Here is a 24,446-nt window from a genome sequence, read left to right as displayed (position 1 = left end):
GTCACACGGATTGGATTTTGCTAACGCAAAATCTTGGAGATATTTATGTTAATGTTAAAGGACAGAAATTAGATAAAGAATACTATGCTGATTTTGTTTGTTATGATTCGATAATTGTAGAATTAAAAGCTGTGACAAACCTTGTAAAAGCTCATAAGGCTCAGGTTTTGAATTACCTAAAAGCCTCAAATCTTGAAATAGGATTGCTTGTTAATTTTGGAGAAAATTCTTTAAAATGGCAGCGAATAACGATGTTTAAAGAGGCGGCGTTAGCCGACTCGAATCCGTGTGACAATAGGATAGAGGAAAAATAAATGAGCAACTTAAGTAGTTTTGTAAAACGCATTCGAGATGTAATGCGTAACGATGCCGGTATTAACGGTGATGCACAGAGAATTGAACAGATAGCCTGGATGCTTTTCTTAAAGGTATATGACGCAAAGGAAGAGGACTGGGAATTTGAAGATGAAAAATATGAATCAATAATCCCAAAAGAACTTCGCTGGCGTAACTGGGCACATACAGAAAATCAAGGTGATGGTCTTACTGGTGACAAACTCTTGAACTTTGTAAACAATAAGCTTTTCCCAACTCTTAAAAATCTTGAAATCTCACCTGACACACCAATCCGCCAGAGTATTGTACGCACAACTTTTGAAGATGCAAACAACTACATGAAGGACGGTGTACTTCTTCGTCAGATTGTAAATATTATCGATGAGCTGGATTTTGGAAGCTACGAAGAAACTCACGCCTTTGGTGAAATCTACGAAACAATTCTTAAAGAACTCCAGAGCGCAGGTAGTGCCGGTGAATTCTATACACCACGTGCTGTAACTCAATTTATGGCAAAAATGATTAAGCCGCAGATAGGCGAAACAATGGCAGATTTTGCCTGCGGTACTGGTGGATTCCTTTCCAGCTGGATAAAAGAACTTGAAGAAGTAAAAGATGCTAAAGGTAGCATTTCAAACGAAGAATCAGAAAAAATCTACAACTCAATTTATGCTGTGGAAAAAAAGCAGTTCCCATATATGCTTTGTGTTACAAACATGCTTTTGCACGGCCTCGACAGCCCAAAGGTTTGTCACGGAAACTCACTTATTTACAAACTTTTGGACTACACACAGAAAGATGCCTTTGATGTAATTCTTATGAATCCACCTTATGGCGGAAGTGAAAAGGACGATATAAAACAGAACTTCCCGGCAGACTTACGTTCAAGTGAAACAGCCGATCTGTTCATGGCAGTCATCATGTACCGCCTTAAAAAAGATGGCCGCGCAGCCGTAATTGTCCCAGATGGATTCCTGTTTGGAAACGACAATGCAAAGAACAACCTTAAGAAAAAGCTTCTTACAGATTTTAATCTTCATACAATTGTCCGCTTGCCTGGCAGTGTGTTCAGTCCGTACACAAGCATTACAACAAACATTCTTTTCTTTAATAATGAAGAGCCGACAGGAAAAACATGGTTTTACCGCGTAGATATTCCAGGCGACCGCAAGCACTTTAGCAAAACAAAGCCGATGGAATTAAAACACTTTGACGGCTGCCTTGCCTGGTGGAATGACCGCAAGGAAATCACAGACGAAGAAGGAAATCCAAAAGCAAAATGTTACACAGTGCAGGAACTCATTGATTCAAATTACAATTTTGATGTTTGCGGTTATCCTCACGAGGAAGAAGAAATCTTGAGCGTTGCAGAAACAATCCAGAACTACGAAGAAAAACGTTCAAAGCTTAATTCCGACATAGACAATCTGCTGGCACAGATAACAGAGCTTCATCAGAAAGCGCAGAAAGGAGAGGCGTAAAACCATCGAATTCGAGGGGGTTAACTGTAAACTGTAAATGTATAAAAAATCTACTATAATATATAGGAGGACTTATTAATGGATCAAAATGAATTGGATTCAACTTGTGGCGTTTCAGACGATGAACTCACAAAACGCTTTATTGAAGCCGTAAGAATAGAAAATGAAATAAAAAAAGCAAAGGGAACTCCAATTTCCTGCTACGACTCAGCAACAAATACTGCTTACCTTCTTTATGCCGATGGAACAAAAAAATATGTGCGAGCAAATTAAGAAACCTGAAATCATTGTTTTTGCAGGTCCAAATGGAAGCGGAAAAACAACAGTTACAAAACTTGCAAAAGTAATAGAACCATATATAAATGCAGATGAAATAAAACGTACAAACTACTGTTCCGATTTGGAAGCAGCCCAACTTGCCGAAAAAATGCGTGAAGATTGTGTTGCTCAAAATAAAAGTTTTACCTTTGAAACTGTTCTTTCAACAGACCGTAATCTTAAACTTTTGCAAAAGGCAAAAGAAAAAGGCTTTTTTATACGCTGTATTTATGTTCTTACCCGTAATCCTGACATTAATGTTTCTCGCATAGAATCCCGTGCTGCAAATGGTGGACATTCCGTTCCAGAAGATAAAATCCGTTCTCGTTATGAAAAAGCAATAAAACTTATTCCCGAACTCGTGAAAGTTTGTGATGTCCTCCATATTTATGACAATTCCACATTACCGTTCAGAATATTCAAAAAAAGAAAGACCGAATATTTTTACTGGCAGAATGAAGACTGGAGCAAGGAAAAAATCCAGCAGCTTACAGGAATTACTCTATGACCGCAAAAGATTTGAAAAATGCGCTTTTACAGGAAGCAATACAGGGAAAACTCGTTCCTCAGATTGCAAGTGAAGGCAACGCACGGGATTTACTGGAAGAGATACGGAAAGAAAAATTGTCACACGGATTGGATTTTGCTAACGCAAAATCTGGAAAAAGGAAATCAAAAAAAGAGACAGCGTTAGCTGGCTCGAATCCGTGTGACATTACAGAAGAAGAGATTCCTTTTGAGATACCAGAGAATTGGTGCTGGTGTAGATTGGGGGAGATTTGTACAAAGCTTGTTGATGGCGACCACAATCCTCCTGCAGGGCTTCAAGAAAAAACTGAATACCTAATGCTCTCATCTCGCAATATAAACGATGATAAATTAGTTGATTTAGATTTAGTTCGCTATTTGTCAAAAGAAGTTTTTGAAAAAGAAAATGAGAGAACAAAAGCTGAAAAAGGTGATATTTTCTTTACATCAGTCGGCACTCTTGGACGAAGTTGTATTTTTGATGGTTCTATAAACGTAAGTTTTCAGCGTAGTGTTTCAATTATAAAAACAGAGATTTTTAATTATTATTTGAAATATTGTTTAGATTCTGGATATGTTCAAAACTTCGTTGTTAAAAATGCAACAGGTACAGCTCAAAAAGGATTTTATCTTAATCAACTTGCAGAATTGATTATTCCTCTTCCCCCACTATCCGAACAAAAACGCATTGTCGCTGCAATCGAAAAGTTCATGCCGCTCATAGAAGAATACGGCAAAAAAGAAACACAACTCAAAGCCATTAATGAAAAAATCGGCACACTCACAAAAAAGGCAATCCTGCAGGAAGCCGTTCAGGGAAAACTTGTTCCTCAGATAGCCAGCGAAGGAAATGCGCGGGATTTGCTGGAAGAGATACGGAAAGAAAAATTGTCACACGGATTGGATTTTGCTAACGCAAAATCTGGAAAAAGGAAATCAAAAAAAGAGACAGCGTTAGCTGGCTCGAATCCGTGTGACATTACAGAAGAAGAGATTCCTTTTGATATTCCAGAAAGCTGGTGCTGGTGTAGATTGGGGGAGATTGTTTATAACAACGGTCAAAAAACACCTGATAAAGAATTCAGTTATATTGATATTGGTTCAATAGATAATCTGCATCAAAAGTTAAATGATAAAGAAAACTTTGTTTTACCAGAGCAGGCCCCTTCAAGGGCAAGAAAAATTGTGAAAAAGGGTGATATTATTTATGCGACCGTAAGGCCGTACTTACATAACATGTGCATTATTGATAAGGACTTTGAAAAAGAGCCTATCGCAAGTACTGGATTTGCAGTTTTAGCTTGCTATCCTCAAATAAATAATCAATATTTATTTTATTATTTACTTTCACCATCTTTTGATAATTACGCAAATGATACTGAAAATTCAAAAGGAGTTGCATATCCAGCAATTAATGATGATAGATTATACAAAGGTATTGTTCCACTTCCGCCACTCGCCGAGCAAAAACGCATTGTAGCTGCAATCGAAAAAATGCTGCCATTATGCGAAAAACTTGGAGAATAAAAAATGAGTAAATATAAAGCTTTTGTCATAATGCCTTTTGGCTCAGATTTTAATGATGTATACAAGCTAGGAATAAAAGCAACTGCAAAAGAATGTGATGTTGATGCAAAACGTCTGGATGATGATTTCTTTGATACAAATATGGTCGAGGAAATTTATAAAAAGATTAACGATGCAGACTTTATCATAGCAGATATGACAGGACGAAATCCTAATGTATTTTATGAAGTAGGATACGCAGATGCAAAAAATAAACTTGTATTATTATTAACAAAAAATGTAAAGGATATACCATTTGATTTTAAGCAACGTTTACACAATGAATTGAAGCAATTTGTCAAAAGAAGTAAAATATTATGGCGGCTTGGCTTTTTGCTTTTGCCGCTAATTTTATTTTTTTGGAAAGTTTTAATAAAATGTCTGATTCTGTTTTGCCTTCCGATTTGAAAGGTTTTCATATTCATTGTGTCGGAATAAAAGGAACTGGGGTTGCTGCTCTTGTCGAAATTCTTCATGCCCATGGGGCTGTGATTACCGGAAGCGATGTCTCTGAGCGTTTTTACACTGACGAAATTCTTGACAAGCTAAAGATTAAGGCTCTGCCTTTTAGCTCGCAAAATATTACGGACAGCGTTCAGCTTGTAATTTACTCTTCTGCATATAATCCGGAAACCAATCCTGACCTTGCAGAAGCCGTAAAACGCGGAATTCCTGTTTTGCTTTATACTCAGGCTCTTGGAGCGTTTTCTAAGAATGCTTATTCGTGCGGAGTTTGCGGAGTTCACGGAAAAACCACAACGACAGGCCTTTGCGGCTCTATTTTTAAGGAGCTTGGCTTTCCGGGCGCAGTCCTTGCAGGAAGCATAATTTCTTCTTTTGGAGGCTGCACTTATACAAGCCCGGTTTCTGCCGAATCCTCTCCTCTAAAAAAGTCTTTTTTTATTGCTGAGACCTGCGAGTATCAAAGGCACTTTATGTCTTTTTGTCCGCAGAAAATTATTCTTACTTCTGTCGAAAGCGATCATCAGGATTATTATCCGACTTTTAAAGACATACAGCGCGCTTTTGTCGATTATATCTGTCTTTTGCCTCGGGGCGGACAGCTGATTTTTTGCGCTGATGACAGCGGCGCTTTGGAGACTGCAAGAATCGCGTTTGAAAAACGTCCAGACATAAAAATGGTTTCTTACGGCGAGAATGCTGATGGCGCCTACCGATTAAAATTTGGCCGTGTAGAAGGCGGAAAGCAATATTTTGAAGTGGCTTGCCTCGGAGAATGTGCAATCTGCGTTCCTGGAAAGCACAATGTCCGCAATTCTGCCGCCGCCGTCGCGTTGAACTGCGAGCTTCTAAAAACCTACGGAAAAGACTTGTCTTCCTACAAAGAAAAAATCAAAGAAGGCCTTTTAAGTTTTAAGGGCGGAAGAAGACGGAGCGAAATTGTAGGACGCGCAAAAACTCCTCTTGGGCAGGAAGTTATCTTTATTGACGACTACGGGCATCACCCGACAGCAATCAGGACAACGCTCGAAGGGTTCCGCAATTTTTATAAGGGGCACAAGATTATCGTTGACTTTATGAGCCACACATACACAAGAACAGCGGCCTTGCTCGAGGATTTTGCTTCCAGCTTTGCGAGCGCTGACAAGGTTATTATCAATAAAATTTATGCGAGCGCCCGCGAGAACGCTTCCTGCGCAAAGGTCAGCGGCGAAATTCTTTCTGAGCATGCAAAAAAATATCATAAGGACGTAACTTACTGCGGCGAATTTGATGAGGCCGCAGAAACCGCATTTAAAATGCTTTCCGAGCCTTCCGGGAGTGGTTATCCTGACGGATATATTTTTGTAACAATGGGCGCCGGGAACAACTGGCAGGTTGGAACTAAAGTTCTAAAAATGCTTGAGACAAAAAACTGACAATTTTTTTAGTCTATTGCGATTACAGCAAAGATTTGATATTAAATATGGAGATAAAAATTTATGAACAGCATGACAGGATATGGCTTTAAAGAAACCATAGTCGAAAATACCCAGATCAGCGTTGAAATAAAATCCGTGAACAACCGTTTTTTGGATTTGAATGTGAATATTCCTTCGTTCTTGAATCCCCTTGAAGCAAAAATCCGCAAAATCGTTTCTTCTAAAATCGTGCGCGGAAAAATCGACCTTACAATCCGCGTAAAGGATATGAATTCTACTGCAAAGGTAAATCCTGACCCTGCCGCGGCTTTAATGTATCGCGATGCAATCGCAAAAGTAAGCGAGGCTCTTGGCTATCCGGCCGCTTCAATTCCTCTTTCTCTGATTGTGGCCCAGGACGGAGTTTTAAATATAACCCATGAATATGACGCCGAGTCTTACTGGTCAAAAATCGAGCCTGTTTTTAACGAAGTTTTTGAACAGTTTGTTTCTGACCGTGAACGCGAGGGCGAAAACCTCAAAGCTGATCTTCTAAAAAAACTTGATATTCTTGACAGCTGCGCTTCTTTCTTTAAGGAATGGCAGCCAAAGATGGAACAGAAATTCAGGGAGCAGATTACAACCCGCTTTAACGAGCTTTTGGGCGACAGCGCAGACCAGAACCGGATTATGACAGAAGTCGCCTCAATGATGATAAAATACACGATCAACGAGGAAATCATTCGTCTGCACAGCCATCTTTCTGCAATGCGCAATGAATTCTTGCAAAACCCGGTTCCTGGAAAACGCATTGACTTTATCTGCCAGGAAGCAAACCGCGAAATAAACACAATCGGCTCAAAAAATCAGTTTACGGAAGTAGGCGAGATGGTCATAAATGCAAAAGATGCCCTTGAAAATATCCGTGAACAGAGCAAAAATGTGGAATAATTTTTGCTTTGCCTGAAAAATCCCAAATAAAAAACTGGAGAAAAAAATGAAATTAAAAAAAGAACTTCGTGTTGCAATCAGCGGAAAATCTGGCTGCGGGAATACAACGGTTTCTACTCTTTTGAGCCAGAAGCTTGGAATTAAGATGATCAATTATACTTTCCGCCAGCTTGCCGCAGAAAAAGGGCTTACTCTTGCCCAGGTAATAGAAAATGCAAAGAATGATGATTCTTATGACAAATATGTGGACACCCATCAGGTTGAGCTTGCAGAAAAAGAAAGCTGCGTTCTTGGAAGCCGCCTTGCAATCTGGATGCTGAAAATTGCAGATTTTAAAGTTTATCTTTATGCAAGCGATGAAACCAGGGCTGGGCGCGTTTTTAACCGTGAAGGCGGCGATCTTGCGGAAATCGCCCGTTTTACGGCAATGCGCGACAGCGAGGACAGCCGGCGCTATAAAAAGCTCTATGAAATTGACAACAATAAATACGACTTTGCCGACTTGATAATAGACACTGCAAATTATTCTCCAGAGCAGATTGTGGATTTAATTCTAAATGAGCTGGAAAAACGCGGTTTTATCGAAAAATAAAATAGCTGTAAACTGCAAAATATCTTTAAAAGCGCAAAAAAAAGGCTGCCTTAGAAAAATTTTCCAAGGCAGCTTTTTTTATAAAAATATAAAGCTAGTATTTTGACTCAGCGTAGCCAATCCAGCCTTCATTTTCAATCAGGGCCTTTTCAAAGCCTTCAAGCTTAAAAGGATAGCTTTTTGAAAGAGAGCCGGCAATAAGCTTTACTTTCCATGTGCCGTCATCTTTTGGCTCGATTTTACATTCACATTCTTTGTCGGCGAATGTGCGGAACATATCGTCAATTTCGCGTTTTGGCATTTCCAAAGCAAGAAGACCGCAGTTATACATATTCTGTCTGAAAATTCTTGCAAAATTCGGAGCGATTACTGCATAGATTCCGTTTACTTCGAGGGCCCAAGGCGCATGTTCGCGGCTTGAACCGCAGCCAAAGTTTTCACGGGTAATGATTACTTTTTTTCCTGGAACATCGCGTTTCGCGTCGAATCCATCGAGTTTAAGGTCTTCAAGACAGTATGGCTTTAAAGCCTGTTTTGAAATTTCAGTCAAATATTTTGCAGGAATGATTTCGTCAGTGTTAATGTCTGAACGATCCAAAAAAAGTACCGGTCCGCCGAATGCTTTCATAATTTTCTCCCATTTTGGCAGAGAACGAAAATTATTCTCTGCCTTTTATTTTATCCTTTGTAATTTTCTGAATTTGTAATTGTTCCTGCAATTGCTGTTGCAGCGGCAGAAGCAGGGCTCATAAGGTGAACCATTCCGCCTTTTCCCATGCGTCCGTTAAAGTTGCGGTTTGTTGTAGAAGCGCAAACTTCGCCTTCAGCAAGCACTCCGTTCGACATGCCAAGACAAGCGCCGCAGGTAGGGTTTGTTACACAGAATCCTGCTTCAAGGAAGATGTCAATCAAGCCTTCTGCTACAGCCATTTTGTAAATTTTTGGAGTCGCAGGAGAAACGATTCCGCGCACTCCGTCCGCGAGGTGATGACCTTTTAAAACTCCTGCCGCAATGCGAAGGTCAGAGATTCGTCCGTTTGTGCAAGAACCAATGTATACCTGATCAACACGTGTGCCTTTCATTTCTGAAATATTTTTAATCTGATCCGGCTTGTAGTTGATTGTGCATACTGGCTCAAGATTAGAAAGATCTTCTGTGATTACTTTTTCGTAAACAGCGTCCTCGTCATCGCGCCATTTTGCATAGTCGGCAATCGCGTCTTCTTTAGTTTTATATTCGTCTTTGATGAATTCCCAAAGGTATTCAACAGTTTTTTCATCTGGGAAGCAGATTCCGCTTGTGCCGCCGGCTTCTACAGCCATATTGCAGAGAGTCATGCGCTCTTCCATTCCCATGTTGTCTACGATTGGACCGGTAAATTCAACTACACAGTTTGTTGCGCCGTTTACGCCGATTTTTCCAATCAAATGAAGAATTACGTCTTTTGCGTAAACTCCTTCTTTGAGTTTTCCGTTAAGCACAAATTTGATTGTTTTTGGTTCTTTGAACGAGCATACACCCTTCAAAATTCCAACTTCAAGATCTGTCGTTCCAACTCCGGCTGCAAAAGCGCCGAACGCTCCGTGAGTACAAGTGTGGCTGTCGCCCATGATTACTGTAAAGCCTGGACGTACAAAGCCTTTTTCTGGGAAAATTGCGTGGCAAACACCGTTGGCGCCAATGTCAAAAAAGTCTTTTATATTGTTACGGCGAGCCCAATCTCTTAATATTTTTCCTTGAGTTGCAGTTTTGCTGTCTTTTGCAGGAGTTACGTGGTCGATTACGGCCTTGATTTTTGCAGGATCAAAAACCTTGTCCTTGCCGCGTTCTACCAAATCATTTATTGCGATTGGAGTTGTAATTTCGTGACAGAATACACGGTCAAGTTTTAAAACATAAGTTCCTTCAAACGGAGTATCTACCAAATGCGATTCAAAAATCTTCTGAGCAATAGTCTTTCCCATCTTTAGTACCTCTAAAATTCTTTAGTATTTTTAAATAATTTACCGTTTTTGCAAGGAAAATACAATACAGGAATTCTAATTAACAACGTTTATGCTTTTTCCGGCGGAAAAGGCCTTTAAATTTTCAAGAGCAATCTTAAAAAGGCGCTGTCTTGCTTCTAGCGGCGCCCAGGCAATATGCGGAGTCAAAACGCAATTTTTTGCCTTGTAGAGGGGGCAGTCGCTTTTCATTGGTTCTGTTCCGATTACATCTGCTGCATAGCCGGCTATCTGGCCTTTATCGAGGGCCTGTCTTAAATCGCTTTCGTTTACAAGACCGCCGCGGGCTGTATTTATTATGATGGCGGTCTTTTTCATCTTGGAAATAGTATTTTTGTTGATCAGCTGCGATGTTTCCGCAGTCATCGGCGCATGAAGGGTGATAAAATCGCTCTGTTCAAAAAGCTCATCTAAAGAAACCGCCTTTTCGTTTCCTTTAAAAGAATTTGGCGAATGAACGTGAATAATTACATTCATTCCAAAGGCATGAGCAATTTCTGCAACTTTTTGTCCAATCGAGCCGAAGCCAAAAATTCCCAGTGTTTTGCCTTTGAGTTCTGTCAATGGGCTTTTCCAATAACAAAAATCCGGGCTTTTTATCCAATCGCCGNNCTGTTCAACCTGGTTTGTAAAATTTAAAATCAAGGCAAATGTGTGCTGTGCGACAGAGTCTGTAGAATATGCAGGAATATTTGTTACTGTAATTCCAGCCTCTCTTGCGGCTTTTGTGTCTACAACATTATATCCAGTCGCCATAACTCCAATGTATTTTAGTTTTGGGCACTGTTCAATTATCTGTTTAGTGATGTTTACTTTGTTTAAAAAAATCGCATCGGAATCTCCGATTCTTTCAACAACAAGTTCTGGCGGGGTACGGTCGTAAACCGTCAATTCTGCAATATCCTTAAAAATATCCCAATCCAAATCACCTGGATTTGCCGCATAACCGTCTAAAACCGTAACTTTAAGCATGACACTTCCTTAAAAAATAATTTTAATTGAGTACTTCAACACCTGTAGAAGAAATAGCGCTGTTTATTGCATCTTCGGCAGAGCCTTCAAAATCAACTAGAACTTGAGATTTTTCTGCATTTGCAACACAGTTTGTTACACCTGCAACAGCTTTTACGGCAGCTTCTACTTTTGCACAGGTATCGGCATCGAACATTCCAACAACATATATTTTTTTCTGCATAAGAAAATTTCTCCTACGGGACTAATAAAAATCACGGTATCTAAAAATCCTTCTATCATTATATCAATAATTGGAAGTTATTCAAATAACTTTTTTTTTATATCAACAATTATTCAAAAAATAGAAATATCTTCTTAAAAAAATAGTTTTTTAATCTTCTCCGTTTCCGTATTTTTTGCTTCCTGAAAGTTTTTTTCCTTCTACGATTTTGTCAGAAAGTGTTTTTCCAAGTTGACCGCAGGCTCCTCCGATTTCCCGTCCGCGTCTTGTGCGCAGTGTTACGTTTAGACCTGCTTTTTCAAGTTTTTCGACAAATCGATGACATTCATTGTTTGAAGGTTCGGTAAATGGCAATGTTTCGACGGGATTCCATGGAATAAGGTTTATGTTTACATCTATTCCTTTTGCAAAATTTATCATATTTTCTGCTGATTCTGCGCTTGTGTTCGTGTCATGGAGAAGCGCGGCTTCTAAAGTTACGCGTTTTCCTGTTTTTTTTGCATAGTAATCTATTGCTTTTCGGAGCTCTTCAAGAGGATTAGCCTTTGTAATCGGCATTATTTGTTCACGGAGAAGCGGATCTGCCGTTGTGAGCGAGACTGCGAGCCTGATTAAAGGTCCGTTGTCTGCTAAATCGTAAATTCCTTTTATTACTCCAGATGTTGAGAGTGTAATTCTTCTTCCAGAAAGGTTTCTTCCGCGTTTATCTGTTAAGACGGAAATTGCTTTTCGGACTGCCGGAAGATTCATCATTGGCTCTCCCATTCCCATAAAGACAATATTGTCGAGCGGACCTGCATATTTTTCAAGGTATAAAAACTGCTCGACGATTTCTGAGGCTGTCAAGCTTCTTGCAAGTCCAAGGTGTCCTGTCTGGCAGAAAGCGCAGTTCATTGCACAGCCGACCTGACAGCTTACACAGGCGGTTTTTCGTTTTTCTTTATCGGTAAGCAAGACTGTTTCGACCGCAAGCCCGTCGTTCAAAGTAATCTGAAGTTTTATAGTTCCATCTGGATCTTTTAAAACTTTAGAAACCTCGCTGCATCTGAGGACTGCTTTTTGAGAAAGTGAATTGCGAAGTTCCTGGCTTAAATTCGTCATTGCGTCAAAACTGTCGGCGCCTTTTCCAATCCACTCAAAAATCTGTTTTCCGCGGAAAGCCGGAGTAATATTTAACTGTTCTGAAATTTCTTCAGGCAAAAGACCTGAAACTGCTATTTTTTCGTTCATTCTACCTAGAAAAATAATGTTTTTTTTTACTAATTTAAAGGCTTTCCTTCAATTATTTTGCTTAACATCTCAGAAATTACAGCGTTTTTGGTTCCAGTTTTTTGAAAAGTCCTTAAAACCTCGACAGCTTTATTTTTGTCATTTATTTTTAAATAACAGTCGGCGAGGTCTATGTAAAGACGGTAATTTTTTGGATCGTTTTTGATTAAATTGTTCAGCCTTTCAATTGCTTTGTCAAAATTTCCTTCACCCTTGCAGATTAGGGCAAGTCCGAGCGCTGCGTAAATGTCAAAGTCTATTTCCATTGCGCGGTTATAGTATTCTTCCGCCTTTTTATAATCGCCTGTATTTCTGTAAGCGTCTCCTGCACGTGTAAGAATTACTTTATTTGCAGGATCATTTTTTAGAATTCTGTTCCAATATTCAACTGAACGGTACTGCTGGTTCATTCCGCGGTAGCAGTCTGCAAGGCCAAAAAGAACATAGAAATTGTCCGGATCCATTTCCAGCGCGCGCTCAAAATATTTAATTCCTTTGTCGAATGTTTTTAGTTTTCTGTGGCAGTTTCCGATTGAAGTAAGTATCCGGATATCAACGGCATCTGCGTTTATTTCTAGCATTTTTGTCCAATAGTAAAGCGCGTCTTTGTATTCCTTAAAATCGTAATAAAGATGTCCGATTCCAATCAGGGCGTAGGCGTTTTTGTCTTCCATATCTAGAACTTTAAGATACATTTCTTTTGATTTTTTAAAGTCTCGGATTTTTCTATAGGCATCGGCAACTCTTGTAAGGACTGTAATGTTTCTGTCATCGTGTAAGAGATACTGCTCCCAAATTTCAATTGCCTTGTGATACTTGTTCAAAGCCTTATAGCAGTCTGCAAGGCCAAAAAGAGCGTAGTTGTTTCCAGGGTGAACAGAAAGACATTTTGAATAAAAATCGACTGCATTTTTAAAGTGATTTTGCTTTCTTTCACAATCGCCAAGTCCGACAAGAGCGTAATTATTGTTGTCTTCAATCTGCAAAATTGAATTGAACGCATCAATTGCATCTTTAATCCTGTCTTCTTTTAAAAGCTGGTAGCCTTTTTTTGAAATTTCTGCAATTTTTTCTGCGTCTTTTTGTTCTGGCTGATTTGCAATTATGGTTTCATTTTTTACATCGGACATTTTGTGCTCTCCTAGTGCAATTCTATTTTTATAATTCATCGTTTTTCGCGTTTTTTATTCTTTAACAAGAAGCGAGATTATCTTTGCGATTTTTTCGTAAAGGACTTCGCATTTTCTTTTGTTTTTTGCCAAAACATAAAATTTCAAGGCCTTGAGCGACTGGTTCTTTTTGCTCAATAAATCTCCAACTCTGGTAAGTCCGTCGGAATAGCCGGTTGTTATAAATATTCTTGCGGCTTCCTGAATTTTACCATTGTTAAAAAGCTCGTTGCCCTTGCGGTTCAATATGACTTTCTGTTCGGAAGACAGTGAAGCTAATGGAGAATCTGTAACTTTTATAAAACCATCAGATGGCCGGTTTGACTCAACTGCCGTGAGAAAAGCATTTTTTTGAAGTGACATTCACTTTTTTACCTTTATATTTTAACTTAAATAAATTCTACCACGAAAAAAATCAAAGTCAAGGAAATTATTTTTTCTGTTATTGCTGAACTTCTGGACTTATATTTTCTTCTTTTTTATAAAAATTGACGAGTGAGCGTCCGTAAACGCGCCGGTCTTTTAGGACGAGGTTTCCGATTTTCTCTGGAAGAGGATCTTCTTCGGGGTAGTGGATTAAAACGGTTCCGTTTGGATTTAAAAGTGAATATTTATCTACTGATTTTATTAAATCTTTTCTGAATTTGTATGGAAAAGGCGGGTCAAAAAATATGAAGTCGAATTTATCGTGGCAGCGCTTTAAAAAAAGTTCTACTGCCATAAAGTGGCAGCCGATTTTTACTCCGCATTCTTTTTCTGTTACGGAAACATTGTCTAAAACCGTCTTTATTTTGATTTTGTCTTTTTCGCAAAGCTGAACTTCGGTTGCTCCTCGGCTTACCGCTTCGATTGCGATAGTTCCCGAACCGCTGAACAAATCTAGCCAGCTTTTTCCAGTTAAATCGCCAATAACGGCAAAAACAGATTCTCTCATTCTGTCCATTGCCGGGCGGATTATTCCGTCTGGACACTTTATTATTCTTCCTTTTAATTTGCCGCCGGTAATTCTCATTGTTTGCTCCAAAATTGTTTTAAATAATTTTTTTAGAAATTTTCCAAACTCCAGAAAATGGAATCGCGCTTTAATTTTTTGTTTTTCTTTGCAAAATCAAAGGCTGTCATTCCCGAATCTGTCTTGTAGCTGATTTTTGCTCCGTTTGACAAGAGCCATTGAATTATTTTTGTATCTTTGCAGAATTCTGCCGCGTACATAAGCGGAGTTTTTCCGTCATAAAAAGAATTTACTGGAAGTCCATATTCAAAAAAGGCATCCAGTATTTGAGAAGGAGATTCCTCTGTTATTGCGGTTATAAAAGATGAACGAACTTCGCTGTCAGAAATCTCATAGCCCGAAAGCAGCTGCGAAACGATTTTTGAATTTTTTGAAAAACTAGATGCCAGTTTTAACGAACTTACACCGTAATTGTTTTTTGCCTTTATGTCGGCTCCATTTTTTATAAGTTTCTCTACAACCTTGTCGTTTTCAGAAAATCTTGAGGCAAACATTAGCGCAGTCCAGCCGTCATTGTCCTTTGCATTTATATTTGCTTTTGAAAAAATCAAATCTTCTGTAAGATTTAAATCTCCTTGTTTGGCGGCATTCATAAGTTTTGTCCGTCCTTCGCTGTCCTTTTCGTCCGGATTTTCTATAAAAGTTCTTAAAATAGATGGACTGCTTTTTTGCGGAACTTCATTGCCGTCGTTTTCCAGCGCATAATCGAAAAGGTTAGTTTTTTCGTATGGAGCGATTTCAATTTTTCTTTCAAACTTCAGCATTTTTTCTGTAGAAGTTGTTTCATCTTCTTTTTGCGGCGCAGAAGTTAAAGTTTCATCTTCGTTTCCGTTCTGCATAATAGAATTCAATGCTACGTCTTCTGCACTGTCATTTTTCTCATTTTTTTTATTTTCCGCGTTTTCTTCCGGCGCAGGCAGTTTTGGATTTTCTGTTTTTTCTTCTATTTTTGCTTCTTCTTTTTTATTTTCCAAAACAGTTTCTTCTGTTTTTATATTTTGGGGAATTTGTGTTTCTTCCTGTTCTTTTTGAACTTCTTCCAAAATCTGTTCATTTTCTTCTGATTTTTCAGTTTTTTCTTTTATAAATTTCCGCAAAACTTCAATCATATCGTTCGGCGAAGAATTTTCTTGTACATAGTCGAAAGCATTTTTTCCGTTTTTGTCGGTTTTTAGAATTTTTTTTCGTCTGGAAAAATTAAAAAGTGAATTGTCCTTTATAAGTCTTTCTAAAACTTCTGGAGAAGATGAATATTTTGCCGCATACATTATAGAATTTCGTTTTTCCGCATCTTTTTGCATTGGATCTGCTCCGTATTTTAGCAGAATATTGATGACAGAAAGACTGCGGTCTTCTTTTAATGCGCTCATTAAAAGGCTTTCTTTTTCTTTTCCGCGTTTTATATTTGCGTAATCCGGATTTTTTTTGAGCGCAGTTTTTATTTCTTTTTCAGTTCCTGTCTCGACAGTCTCAAAAAGTTTATCTCTTTTTCCGCTTGCCTGAACTGATAGAACTGAAAAAGCCAATAAAATGAAGAAGATAAAATTTTTCTTAAAAGCAAAATTCATTTTTTCTAATTTTTAATCTGTGAAAGATCTTTTGTATTAAGCAAAACCGGAATGTTTGAACTTGATGTTGCAAGAATTCCGTTCTGTGTTATTGTAAGCGGAGTTGCAGGCTTTACATTTACCTGTGATTTTAAAAGATTCTCCGCGTTTTCGTTGAATTTTCCTGTTACAAAGTTTTTTCCGTCTTGAATTATACAATAGAAATTTGAGCCATCGCTTACAAGAACTGAATTTTCAGCAATAGTTTCATTGCTTTCTTTTACGATTTCCATATTTTCCTTGTCAAGAACAACAAGTTTTACGGCTCCGTTTCCGAGAGAAGTTCCTGCAATTGCAATGTATCCGGCCTGTGTTTCAAAAATTGTCCGGCTTCTGATTACAGTTACTGGAGATTCTTTTATTACAGTTCCTGTTTCTGCATTAAGTTTTACGAGGGTTGAAAGAATTCCGAGCTCGTCAACTGATTTTAGGCCGTAAACGCCAGCCGCATTTTGATTTTTTGTCTGTTCCCGGACAATAGTCTGCTGGTCTTGCGCGATAGAAGTGCGTTCTGTCTGTGCTTCTGTGCGTTTTGTGTCTGCGGCGGCCTGAGCCTGGGCTGCTTCGTCTTTCGCTTCTTGAGCTTTTTCTGACTGTTCCTGAGCTTTCTGTTCCTGCTGAACTGCTTCTTCCTGTTTTTGTTCTGCTTCCTGACGCTTTTCTTCGGCTTCTTTCTGAGCCTGCTTGTCTTCCGGGTTTTCTTCTGCCTTTTTCTGAGCCTGTTCTGCTTCTTTTTGAGCGTTCTGGGCTTCAGTTTTTGCAGTTTCTGCTTTTTTCTGTTCTTCTTTTAATTTTGCAGATTCTTCAACTGCTTTTTTTTGGGCATCGTTTGCCTTTTCCTGGGCGTTGTCTGCCTCTCGTTCCTTGATGTTTACCATCTGTTTTCTGGAGTCGACTCCCTTGTCTTCGTCTTCCTGCATAGACTGAACGACTTTTTTGTCCGAAATTACTGAGGTGTCAACTGTGCTCAAGCCGCCATTTACGTCTGCAAGAGGAATTACAATCTGGGTTTTTCCCGGCCAGTCGCGGTAGTTGAGGGCAATGCCTGCTTTTTCTGCCGTCAGATTGTCTGTAACGATTTTTTTGTATTTTAAATTGAAATAATCAGTGTTTCCGCGGTAAACTGCGTTGTAAACAGTTACGAATGTTGCGACTGTCTGCGCGTCGTCGGAAGAATATCCATAGGCTTTTGAAAGATATGCTGAAATAATTCTTCTTATATTTTTGATGTGGTCAATTGTAGAAGAGCTTCCGATTACAAAAATATCCGCATCAAATTTGCCTTTTTCCTCTGAATTGACAGCATGAATAATTTGGTAACGCAGCGAAGAGCCAGCATNNGAGTTTCGGGATTGTCTGCAATAATTTTTCCAAGGTCAGTTCCGATTCCTGCAATTTCTGCCGCAGAATTTATGACAGAATGAGGTCCGTTGTAGTTTTCAAAAACAACTGGCTGTGTAGAAACTGTTTCAAGTTCTTTTTCATCAACTTCCAATGAAAAAGAGTTTGCGCAAAATACAAGAGCCAAAGCGACTGTAAAAATTCCCCTGGATAATTTCATAAAATTCCTCCAAATTCAGTTATGAAGACGCTGTCTGCAAAATAAAGATTTTTGAATATTTTATCACAAAGATTATGATTTTTCACGCGTTAAAGTTCAAGTTTAAGAATTTTTGTAAAAGTTTCGCCTGCATAGTTTCGCACTTGTCTGTCAAAACGGTCTGTCATGAAATTTGAAAGAATCTGTTTTCCCTGGCGGTAGAGCGCCGGTCTGCCCGTAAAGGCAACGATTTTGTAAGTTGAATCGCACAGAAGCTTTGCAAGCTTTACATCTTTTTTTTGAAGTTTTTTTTCTATAACAATTTCGTAGGCTTTTAAAATCTGTCCGCTTTCGTCATAGCCAAGATTTGCAGAATTCTGAACCAAAATGTTTAGCAAAAAAGGATCTTCTTCAAGTTCAAGAAAATTTGCAAAATCTGAAACAAAAATGTTTGATTCGGTATAGCTCATTGCCTCTAGAAATTTCTGTGTATAAATAGGGTTGCTTGAATAAAACGACTTGTCTTCGTGCGGATTTCTGTTTTTTTCAAGAAGCTCGGAAAGATAGAACTGTGAAAGTTCCTGAAGCTCTTCGGTCATAGTTTTTTCTTTTTGAAAGAAATCTTTTTTTTGAAAGGCTGCCTGAATTTCTTCAATTCGCGAAAGCGGAACCGGAGAATAAACTATTCCGTCAAAACTCTGAATATTTTTTGAAGGAACTGTATANNGGCTCACGATTTTTTTGTTTCCGACGCTCTGGGACATGACAAAAGCATTTAAAACCCAGTTTTTCATGCACAAAAAAAGTTGGTTTGAACTTGTATATGTGACGAAATTCCATGTTGCTTTAGAAGGCAGTTTTGCTTCCCAAAAAATGTTTCCGCTTTCGTCAAATTCAATTGCTTTAAAGCTGCTGCTTATAAAAAATCCTCTGGCTGTCGGCCGCAAAAAAACTGCATCAAAAAGGCTCATAATTCCGCCGGAAAATTCAGAAATAAGGCGGCCGGTTGAATTTTCTACGGTTTTAATTTTTAGTTCTGTTCCTTTGTTATAAAGAAGCGCGGAAGTTTTTTGACCGCAGATTATTTTTTTTACTGGTGAATTTTGGGTTTCGCCTTTTAAAACCCATTTTGAAACAGAATTTGTTTTGCTTTCTGCAAAAAGTCCTGCGGAGCCGTCTTCAAACGCCATTAAAATTCCGTCGGAACAGGATGATTTTGCTGAAATTTTGCCTGCAAAAGTGATTTCTTCCAAAACTTCTCCAAACGGACTGAGCCTGAAACCGTGTGTTTTTCCGTCGTCTGTCTGATCAAAGAAGAAAACAAGGCTTCCGTCTGGGAGCTCGCTTGTCGAAAAAACAGCATTTTCTTTCAGCTCAAGTTTCCATTTTTGGCTTCCTTTTAATCCGTAGCAGGCAATATTTTTTTTGCCTTGTACAAAAATTCTTCCATCACGTCCAACAAAGGGATTCTGTGTTATTTCAAAACCGCAGTCTACGCTCCAAAGAAAAGTTCCGCCTGGATTTATAAAGTTTAAGACGGATTTATCCGTAACTGCAATTAAAAAATCGTTCCATGAAGAAAAAAATCTTTCGCTTTTGCCTTTTATGCTTTTTTGCCAGAGAATTACGCCTTTTTGGGTAAAGGCGCTTATTATTCTGCCGTCTGTTACTGCTGCAAAACCATAGGAAGTTTCGACCGGAGGAGCGACAATTTCGCCTCCAATAACAGTTTGCCAGGACGGAGTCAATGTTGACAAATCTGTTTGATAAAGCGCGGTCTGCGAAAAAAACTTTTCTGAAGAAAATATAATCAGAAAAAGAAAAATGCTTATTTTTTTTGACGATTTTTTTTTATTCATATTTATTTTATCAGCCGGATTAAACAAACTCAAAATATGCAAGGCTTTCTATATGGGAAGTCTGCGGATAAAAGTCGAGCAGGTAGAGTTTTGTCAGTTTGTAGCCGGATTTTATCAAATAAGATGCGTCGCGTGCCTGTGTTGCCGGATCGCAGGAAATGCTTCTTATTTGGGCTGTCTTGTTTTTGCAAAGCCAGGAACATACATCTTTTTCCATTCCTGAGCGCGGCGGATCGATTACAACTGCGTCAAAAGGTCCGTTTTTTTCAAGAATCATCGGCGCGTTTTCTTTGACCCAGCGGCTTCCGCTCAAGCCGTAAGTTTCGTGCGCTTTTCCTGCCATGTTAACTTCTGCGTGGACAAGCGCGTCCCTGTTGTGCTCGACCAAGGTTGTCTTTTTAAAAATATCCGCAAGAAAAACCGAAAAAGTTCCAGCTCCGCAGTACATGTCAAGAACATTTTCTCCGCCCATATTGAACGTTAAAGCCTTTATTGTTTTTTCGAGGACGTCCATATTTGACTGAAAAAATCCCTGCACATCAAATTCAATTTGTTTTCCTGAAATGCAGACAGTGCAGTTGTTTTTTGTGTCGGCCAGCGTGCCTGCAAAACGCCGCCTTACTTTGTTTTTTGCCTTTTTTCTTGATTTTCCGACTTGTTTTGAAGCCCAGAGCTCTTTTTTTGTTTCATCTGCAATTACAAGATTGTCGTATTCATTTTGCGCAGACGGAACAATTCTTTTGTCTCCAAAAAAATGAACTCGCCCTAAAGGTCTTTGTTCTTGTGTTACATTTTTAAGGTAAGAATTTATTTCGTCGGTTGCAATCGGGCAGAAGTCGAGCTTAAGAATATTGTTTGTCTGCTTTTCGTTAAATCCGCCGTCGGTAAGCTGGATTCTTGAACGGTAATTTGCCGGTTCTCCAGAGATCGTTTCAATTTCTGGAACTTTTATTCCTTCCCGTTCAAAACAGTCTGCAAGCATTTGTTTCCGCAGCTCGCGCTGAAAATCAATATCAATGTGCTGCATGTTGCAGCCGCCGCATTTTCCGTAAAGAGGGCAAAAAGGCAGCTGACGGTGAACTGAAGGCTCGATAACTTTTTCAATTTCTGCAATATCGTAATCGCGGAAAGTTTTTTTTATCGAAACTTCAATTTTTTCTCCTGGAATTGCGTACGGAATGAATACGTTTTTTCCGTTTGCTTTTGCAAGACAGCTTCCGCCAAAGACCATTTTTTCTGGAATTACAGTGATTTTTTCCATTTTTTAAGCTCAATTAGATTTTTGAGAAAATAAAGTTGCAGAAAGTTTTAATTCTGTTCATAAAGGAAGTTTCGATTCTGTCTTTTAAGAACCAAAGCTTTGGAACGTCAACTCCGCCGATTGCATAAAGAATCCAGTTGTCGCCGTCGCGGAAAACTGTAATGCATGAAACCATTTTTTTCGATTTTACCGCGGTAAATTTTTCGTGGTAAATCAGGTTTTCCATGTTCTTAAGTTCATAAAAATAAAAATTTTCATCTTTTGTTACGTTTATCTGTGAGTTGAATTTTCCGAAAAGCGACATTTCGAGAATGCAGTCAATCTGTTTATTTTTTTCTTCTTCGGTAATCTTTTTTATTTCGGCAGAAGAATACAGTTCGTACCATTTTTGCTGCCTGTCAGAAAAATAAGGAATTCCTACGTAATCACCGATGTTGCACAAAGCCGAGTCTATTTCTTCGATTAAATTTTCGTTTCCTTCGACTGGACGGATTTGAATTACTTCTGCAACAAAAGATGGATCAAGTTTTTTCATCGTTGCCAAAATTCTTGAAGAAGAATCGTTTTGCTTGACGCAAACGTCTTTCATTGAATTTATGTTTCTGATTAAAACTTCGCCGGTTTCGAGTTTTTGCTTTTCGTCAGAAGAAAGTTTTGAATTGAAAATTTCTGCCTGGACAGAAAATAAGGCGGCAAAGGCAAAAATTGTTCTAAAAAGAAAAGATTTTTTCATAAGGCTCCCATAAAATCATCGCTGGTACGGCGCATGCTTCTTCTTGCGAATATAACAAAAAACTTCATTTTTCTCAATAAGTTACAAAATTCTTGTGTTTTGTGCTATAATGCTTCCACTATGATAGCTCCAAAAATAAAAGAAACAATAAATTCAAAAGGCGCCTCTGTAATAAGAAAAATGTTTGAGGAAGGAATTCTTCTAAAAAAAGAGTATGGCGATGACAACGTTTTTGATTTTTCGCTCGGAAATCCTGATTTGGATCCTCCAAAAGAAGTTGTTGATGCAATTTTAGAAGTTGCAAAAGACACAACGCATGGCTGCCACGGCTATATGCCAAATGCCGGCTATCCTGAGACAAGGCTTGCAATGGCAGAAAAGGTGAGTGGCGAACAGACTGTTAAACTCGAAGAAAAAAATATCGTAATGACTGTGGGAGCGGCGAGCGCTCTAAACTGCGTTTTTAAGTCGATTTTAAGTTTGGGCGATGAAGTGATTGTTCCTGCTCCTTTTTTTGCGGAATACAGGCACTATGTCGCAAATTTCGGCGGAAAATTGATTGAAGTTCCTTCAAAATCTGATTTTTCGCTTGATGTTCCTGCAATCGAAAAAATGCTTTCTCTAAAAACCGCGGCTGTTTTAATCAATACACCGAATAATCCGACCGGGAAAATTTATTCTGAAAGCGATATTGAAGAACTTGCGGCCGCTCTTAAAAAACATGGAAATTCTTGCGGAAGAATGCCTTGTCTTATCTGCGATGAGCCTTATCGTGCGATTGTTTATGATGGAGCAAAAGTTCCGCCGGTATTTCCAAAGTACGAAAACGCTGTAGTTGTTTCAAGTTTCGCAAAAGACCTTTCGATTCCAGGCGAGAGAATCGGATATATTGCTGTAAATCCAAAATGTGAGGATTCTGATGAATTTATTTCTGCCTGCACTTTCTGCCTCCGCACTTTAGGCTGTGTAAATGCGCCTGCGTTTTTTCAGAAAGTTGTTGCAAAATCATGGAATGCAAAAGTCGATTATTCTTCTTATGCCCGTCGTCGCGACCTTTTAATGGCAATTTTGGACAAGGCTGGATTTGAATATTGCCGTCCTCAGGGAGCGTTCTATCTTTTTGTAAAAGTTCCTTCCCGATGGAATGATGACGATAGCGCATTCTGCGATTATTTAAAAAAATTTTTTATTTTGAGTGCTCCGGGAAACGGTTTTGGAAAAAAAGGCTATTTCCGTCTTGCATATTGCGTAAGCGAAAAAACTATTGTCAATTCTGAAAAAGCCTTTATCGCAGCGGCTAAATAGGAGACAAGATAAAAACAGACGAAAATGGCGTCTGTTTTTATCTTTAAAAGTTTGAGTTGCAAATTTTCTTATTATGGGAGATGTGAAAATGAAAATCTTAATGGTAAGTGCAGAAGCGGTTCCTTTTGCAAAAACTGGCGGACTGGCAGACGCTGTTTCGGCTCTTGCAGGCAGTTTGAGCAAGCTCGGCCACGATGTAAAAATCGTAATGCCGCGCTACTATAAAATCGACCGAAAAAAACTTCAAAAGCTCGAAGGTCCTCTCGGAGTTCCAGTCGGAACAGGCCAGGAATGGACAGCAGTCTATACGACAACTCTTCCTGGTTTTGAAAAAGTAAACGTGTATTTTCTGGACCATGAAAACTGTTTTGGGCGCGATGGAGTTTATGGAACAAAGTCCGAGCCTGATTTTTTTGACAACCCGTATCGGTTCAGCCTTTTGTGCCACGGCGCTCTTCAGGTTTGCAACAAATTGGGATGGTTTCCGGATATTGTCCATGCCCACGACTGGTCGGCAGCCCTCGCTCCAGTTCTTGTAAAGCATGTTTGCCGTACACAGGAAGCATTTAAAAAAACAGCGTCTGTCTTTACGATTCATAATATGGGCTATCAGGGTGTTTACGGAAAAGACAAATTCAACGATTTAGGAATTGACTGGAATCTTTACTATGGGGCAGGATTTGAACGAAACGGCGCAATTAACTTTTTGCAGGCCGGAATTTCTTCTGCCGACATGGTAACGACAGTAAGTCCGACATATGCGCGCGAAATCCAGACTCCAGAAGGCGGATTTGGGCTTGACGGCTTGTTGCGCGTCAGAAGCGATGTTGTGAAGGGTATTGTAAATGGAGTTGATACAGAAATTTGGAATCCTGAAAAAGATGCCGCTCTTCCTGCGAATTTTTCTTCAAAGGATATGTCCGGAAAAGCCGAATGTAAAAAAGCCCTGCAGCAGTATTTTGGACTTCCAGAAAGGGATGATGTTCCTGTAATTGCCATGATTGGCCGCCTTGTAAGCCAAAAGGGGATTGCAGAAGTTATTGCGCCAAATTACGGATGCTTGTGGGGAATTTGTAGATCCTTAGATGTCCAGGTCGTTCTTTTGGGAAGCGGTGAGCGCTGGGCAGAAGACGAAATCAATTCGCTTCAGGGAAAACTTCCAAATTTCCGTGCAAAAATTGGTTACAACGAAAAACTCAGCCATTTAATCGAAGCCGGGGCCGATTTTTTTCTCATGCCAAGCCAGTACGAGCCTTGCGGGCTTAATCAGCTTTACTCAGAGCTTTACGGAACTCTTCCAATTGTTCGTCGCACGGGCGGTCTTGCGGATACTGTCCAAAATTACAATGAGCAGACTGGTGAAGGAACTGGCTTTATGTTCGATAATCTTACTCCGCAGGCAGTTTATGACACTGTAGGCTGGGCGGTTTATGCTTATTACAACAAAAAAGATCACATCAGGCAAATGCAAAAACGTGCAATGGAGCAGGACTTTACGTGGACAAAAAGCTGCCGTCAGTATGAGAAAGTCTACAAAGAAGCGCTTTTGCGCGGCTGTGGAATAAAACTTTAAATTTTTTTTGAGGAAAGCGCATTCCCTGCCCGCGTCCGGCTCTTTCTGCAAGTCCTCGGAACCGGCAAAATGCCGGTTCCTGCGGTCTTTCCGTGACGATCCGGGCTAGAATTTTTCTTCCAAATAAAAGACTATTTTTCGCGCCTTTCTGTTAATTCAGAGAGGCTTTTTTATTAAAATTCAAACCATTCGCCGTTTATGGTCAGATACCAGTCGGCAATAACTGCATTCATATCAGGATTGTACCAGCTTACAGAACCGTCTTTGTTCAAAACAACAAGCCTA

23 protein-coding genes are annotated in these 24,446 nt (G+C 39.3%); 11 read left to right on the top strand and 12 right to left on the bottom strand.

The features are described from left to right. Nucleotides 1–17 precede the first annotated feature (17 nt). From B3Y13_RS05885 to cmk, 9 genes are all read left to right on the top strand, one after another. Nucleotides 18–314: a GxxExxY protein gene (locus B3Y13_RS05885; RefSeq protein WP_296693273.1), complete on the top strand. Its 297-nt coding sequence runs from the start codon at nucleotides 18–20 to the stop codon at nucleotides 312–314. Further along, nucleotides 315–1,817: a type I restriction-modification system subunit M gene (locus tag B3Y13_RS05880; RefSeq protein ID WP_296668331.1), complete on the top strand. Its 1,503-nt coding sequence runs from the start codon at nucleotides 315–317 to the stop codon at nucleotides 1,815–1,817. It abuts the gene before it with no gap. Between the two features lie 78 nt (nucleotides 1,818–1,895). Continuing rightward, nucleotides 1,896–2,090, top strand: a complete 195-nt coding sequence (locus B3Y13_RS05875; RefSeq protein WP_296023574.1) for a hypothetical protein — start codon at nucleotides 1,896–1,898, stop codon at nucleotides 2,088–2,090. After that, nucleotides 2,074–2,643, top strand: a complete 570-nt coding sequence (locus tag B3Y13_RS05870) for a zeta toxin family protein (protein ID WP_178748663.1) — start codon at nucleotides 2,074–2,076, stop codon at nucleotides 2,641–2,643. The genes B3Y13_RS05875 and B3Y13_RS05870 overlap by 17 nt, the downstream gene beginning before the upstream one ends. Further along, the gene (locus tag B3Y13_RS05865) at nucleotides 2,640–4,190 is read left to right on the top strand and encodes a restriction endonuclease subunit S (protein ID WP_296693271.1); all 1,551 of its coding nucleotides are present in this window, start codon (nucleotides 2,640–2,642) and stop codon (nucleotides 4,188–4,190) included. The genes B3Y13_RS05870 and B3Y13_RS05865 overlap by 4 nt, the downstream gene beginning before the upstream one ends. A 3-nt stretch (nucleotides 4,191–4,193) precedes the next feature. Further along, nucleotides 4,194–4,637 (top strand): hypothetical protein, encoded by a 444-nt coding sequence (locus B3Y13_RS05860; RefSeq protein WP_296693269.1) that lies wholly within the window; start codon nucleotides 4,194–4,196, stop codon nucleotides 4,635–4,637. Continuing rightward, a complete protein-coding gene (murC, locus tag B3Y13_RS05855; RefSeq protein ID WP_296693266.1) occupies nucleotides 4,607–6,109 on the top strand; it encodes a UDP-N-acetylmuramate--L-alanine ligase in 1,503 nt (500 codons plus the stop codon). The genes B3Y13_RS05860 and murC overlap by 31 nt, the downstream gene beginning before the upstream one ends. A 63-nt stretch (nucleotides 6,110–6,172) precedes the next feature. Beyond that, a complete protein-coding gene (locus B3Y13_RS05850) occupies nucleotides 6,173–7,042 on the top strand; it encodes a YicC/YloC family endoribonuclease (protein WP_296023588.1) in 870 nt (289 codons plus the stop codon). Nucleotides 7,043–7,088: 46 nt separating this feature from the next. Then, on the top strand, nucleotides 7,089–7,634 hold the full coding sequence (gene cmk, locus B3Y13_RS05845) for a (d)CMP kinase (protein WP_296023593.1): 546 nt from the start codon (nucleotides 7,089–7,091) through the stop codon (nucleotides 7,632–7,634). Between the two features lie 94 nt (nucleotides 7,635–7,728). Here cmk and B3Y13_RS05840 read toward each other — a convergent pair whose 3' ends face one another. The 12 genes from B3Y13_RS05840 to B3Y13_RS05785 all read right to left on the bottom strand — a co-directional run bounded on the left by B3Y13_RS05840 (nucleotide 7,729) and on the right by B3Y13_RS05785 (nucleotide 21,283). Continuing rightward, entirely contained in the window at nucleotides 7,729–8,262 is a 534-nt protein-coding gene (locus B3Y13_RS05840; RefSeq protein ID WP_078929994.1) for a 3-isopropylmalate dehydratase small subunit, read from the bottom strand. A gap of 50 nt (nucleotides 8,263–8,312) precedes the next feature. Further along, the gene (locus tag B3Y13_RS05835) at nucleotides 8,313–9,599 is read right to left on the bottom strand and encodes a 3-isopropylmalate dehydratase large subunit (RefSeq protein WP_296693262.1); all 1,287 of its coding nucleotides are present in this window, start codon (nucleotides 9,597–9,599) and stop codon (nucleotides 8,313–8,315) included. A gap of 75 nt (nucleotides 9,600–9,674) precedes the next feature. Beyond that, nucleotides 9,675–10,610: a D-2-hydroxyacid dehydrogenase gene (locus B3Y13_RS05830; RefSeq protein WP_296693259.1), complete on the bottom strand. Its 936-nt coding sequence runs from the start codon at nucleotides 10,608–10,610 to the stop codon at nucleotides 9,675–9,677. Nucleotides 10,611–10,632: 22 nt separating this feature from the next. Further along, nucleotides 10,633–10,833 carry a cation transporter gene (locus tag B3Y13_RS05825; protein ID WP_296023604.1) on the bottom strand — a complete coding sequence of 67 codons (201 nt, stop codon included), beginning with the start codon at nucleotides 10,831–10,833 and terminating at the stop codon, nucleotides 10,633–10,635. Nucleotides 10,834–10,983: 150 nt separating this feature from the next. Continuing rightward, nucleotides 10,984–12,063, bottom strand: a complete 1,080-nt coding sequence (rlmN, locus tag B3Y13_RS05820) for a 23S rRNA (adenine(2503)-C(2))-methyltransferase RlmN (protein WP_296668315.1) — start codon at nucleotides 12,061–12,063, stop codon at nucleotides 10,984–10,986. Between the two features lie 29 nt (nucleotides 12,064–12,092). Then, nucleotides 12,093–13,232, bottom strand: a complete 1,140-nt coding sequence (locus tag B3Y13_RS05815; RefSeq protein ID WP_296693256.1) for a tetratricopeptide repeat protein — start codon at nucleotides 13,230–13,232, stop codon at nucleotides 12,093–12,095. A gap of 54 nt (nucleotides 13,233–13,286) precedes the next feature. After that, nucleotides 13,287–13,634 (bottom strand): hypothetical protein, encoded by a 348-nt coding sequence (locus B3Y13_RS05810; RefSeq protein WP_296693254.1) that lies wholly within the window; start codon nucleotides 13,632–13,634, stop codon nucleotides 13,287–13,289. A 79-nt stretch (nucleotides 13,635–13,713) separates the two neighbouring features. Then, nucleotides 13,714–14,283 carry a 16S rRNA (guanine(966)-N(2))-methyltransferase RsmD gene (rsmD, locus tag B3Y13_RS05805; protein WP_296693251.1) on the bottom strand — a complete coding sequence of 190 codons (570 nt, stop codon included), beginning with the start codon at nucleotides 14,281–14,283 and terminating at the stop codon, nucleotides 13,714–13,716. Between the two features lie 32 nt (nucleotides 14,284–14,315). Further along, a complete protein-coding gene (locus tag B3Y13_RS05800; protein ID WP_296693248.1) occupies nucleotides 14,316–15,851 on the bottom strand; it encodes an ankyrin repeat domain-containing protein in 1,536 nt (511 codons plus the stop codon). A gap of 5 nt (nucleotides 15,852–15,856) precedes the next feature. Continuing rightward, nucleotides 15,857–17,200 carry a P83/100 family protein gene (locus B3Y13_RS05795; protein ID WP_296693297.1) on the bottom strand — a complete coding sequence of 448 codons (1,344 nt, stop codon included), beginning with the start codon at nucleotides 17,198–17,200 and terminating at the stop codon, nucleotides 15,857–15,859. A 2,108-nt stretch (nucleotides 17,201–19,308) separates the two neighbouring features. Continuing rightward, the gene (rlmD, locus tag B3Y13_RS05790) at nucleotides 19,309–20,550 is read right to left on the bottom strand and encodes a 23S rRNA (uracil(1939)-C(5))-methyltransferase RlmD (RefSeq protein WP_296693245.1); all 1,242 of its coding nucleotides are present in this window, start codon (nucleotides 20,548–20,550) and stop codon (nucleotides 19,309–19,311) included. Nucleotides 20,551–20,563: 13 nt separating this feature from the next. Beyond that, nucleotides 20,564–21,283: a DUF6675 family protein gene (locus tag B3Y13_RS05785; RefSeq protein WP_296668300.1), complete on the bottom strand. Its 720-nt coding sequence runs from the start codon at nucleotides 21,281–21,283 to the stop codon at nucleotides 20,564–20,566. Nucleotides 21,284–21,403: 120 nt separating this feature from the next. Between B3Y13_RS05785 and B3Y13_RS05780 the strand changes: the two genes are divergently transcribed. Beyond that, a complete protein-coding gene (locus B3Y13_RS05780) occupies nucleotides 21,404–22,588 on the top strand; it encodes a pyridoxal phosphate-dependent aminotransferase (RefSeq protein WP_296023636.1) in 1,185 nt (394 codons plus the stop codon). 88 nt (nucleotides 22,589–22,676) lie between these two features. Next, complete coding sequence (gene glgA / locus B3Y13_RS05775; RefSeq protein WP_296668298.1) at nucleotides 22,677–24,161, top strand: glycogen synthase GlgA; 1,485 nt, start codon at nucleotides 22,677–22,679, stop codon at nucleotides 24,159–24,161. The last annotated feature ends 285 nt before the right edge of the window (nucleotides 24,162–24,446 follow it).

It is taken from the genome of Treponema sp. UBA7567 (assembly GCF_002476655.1).
In the GTDB taxonomy this organism is placed as follows: domain Bacteria; phylum Spirochaetota; class Spirochaetia; order Treponematales; family Treponemataceae; genus Treponema_D.
The sequence above is the reverse complement of the archived record's forward strand: the minus strand, read 5'-3'. Positions and strand labels throughout refer to the sequence as shown.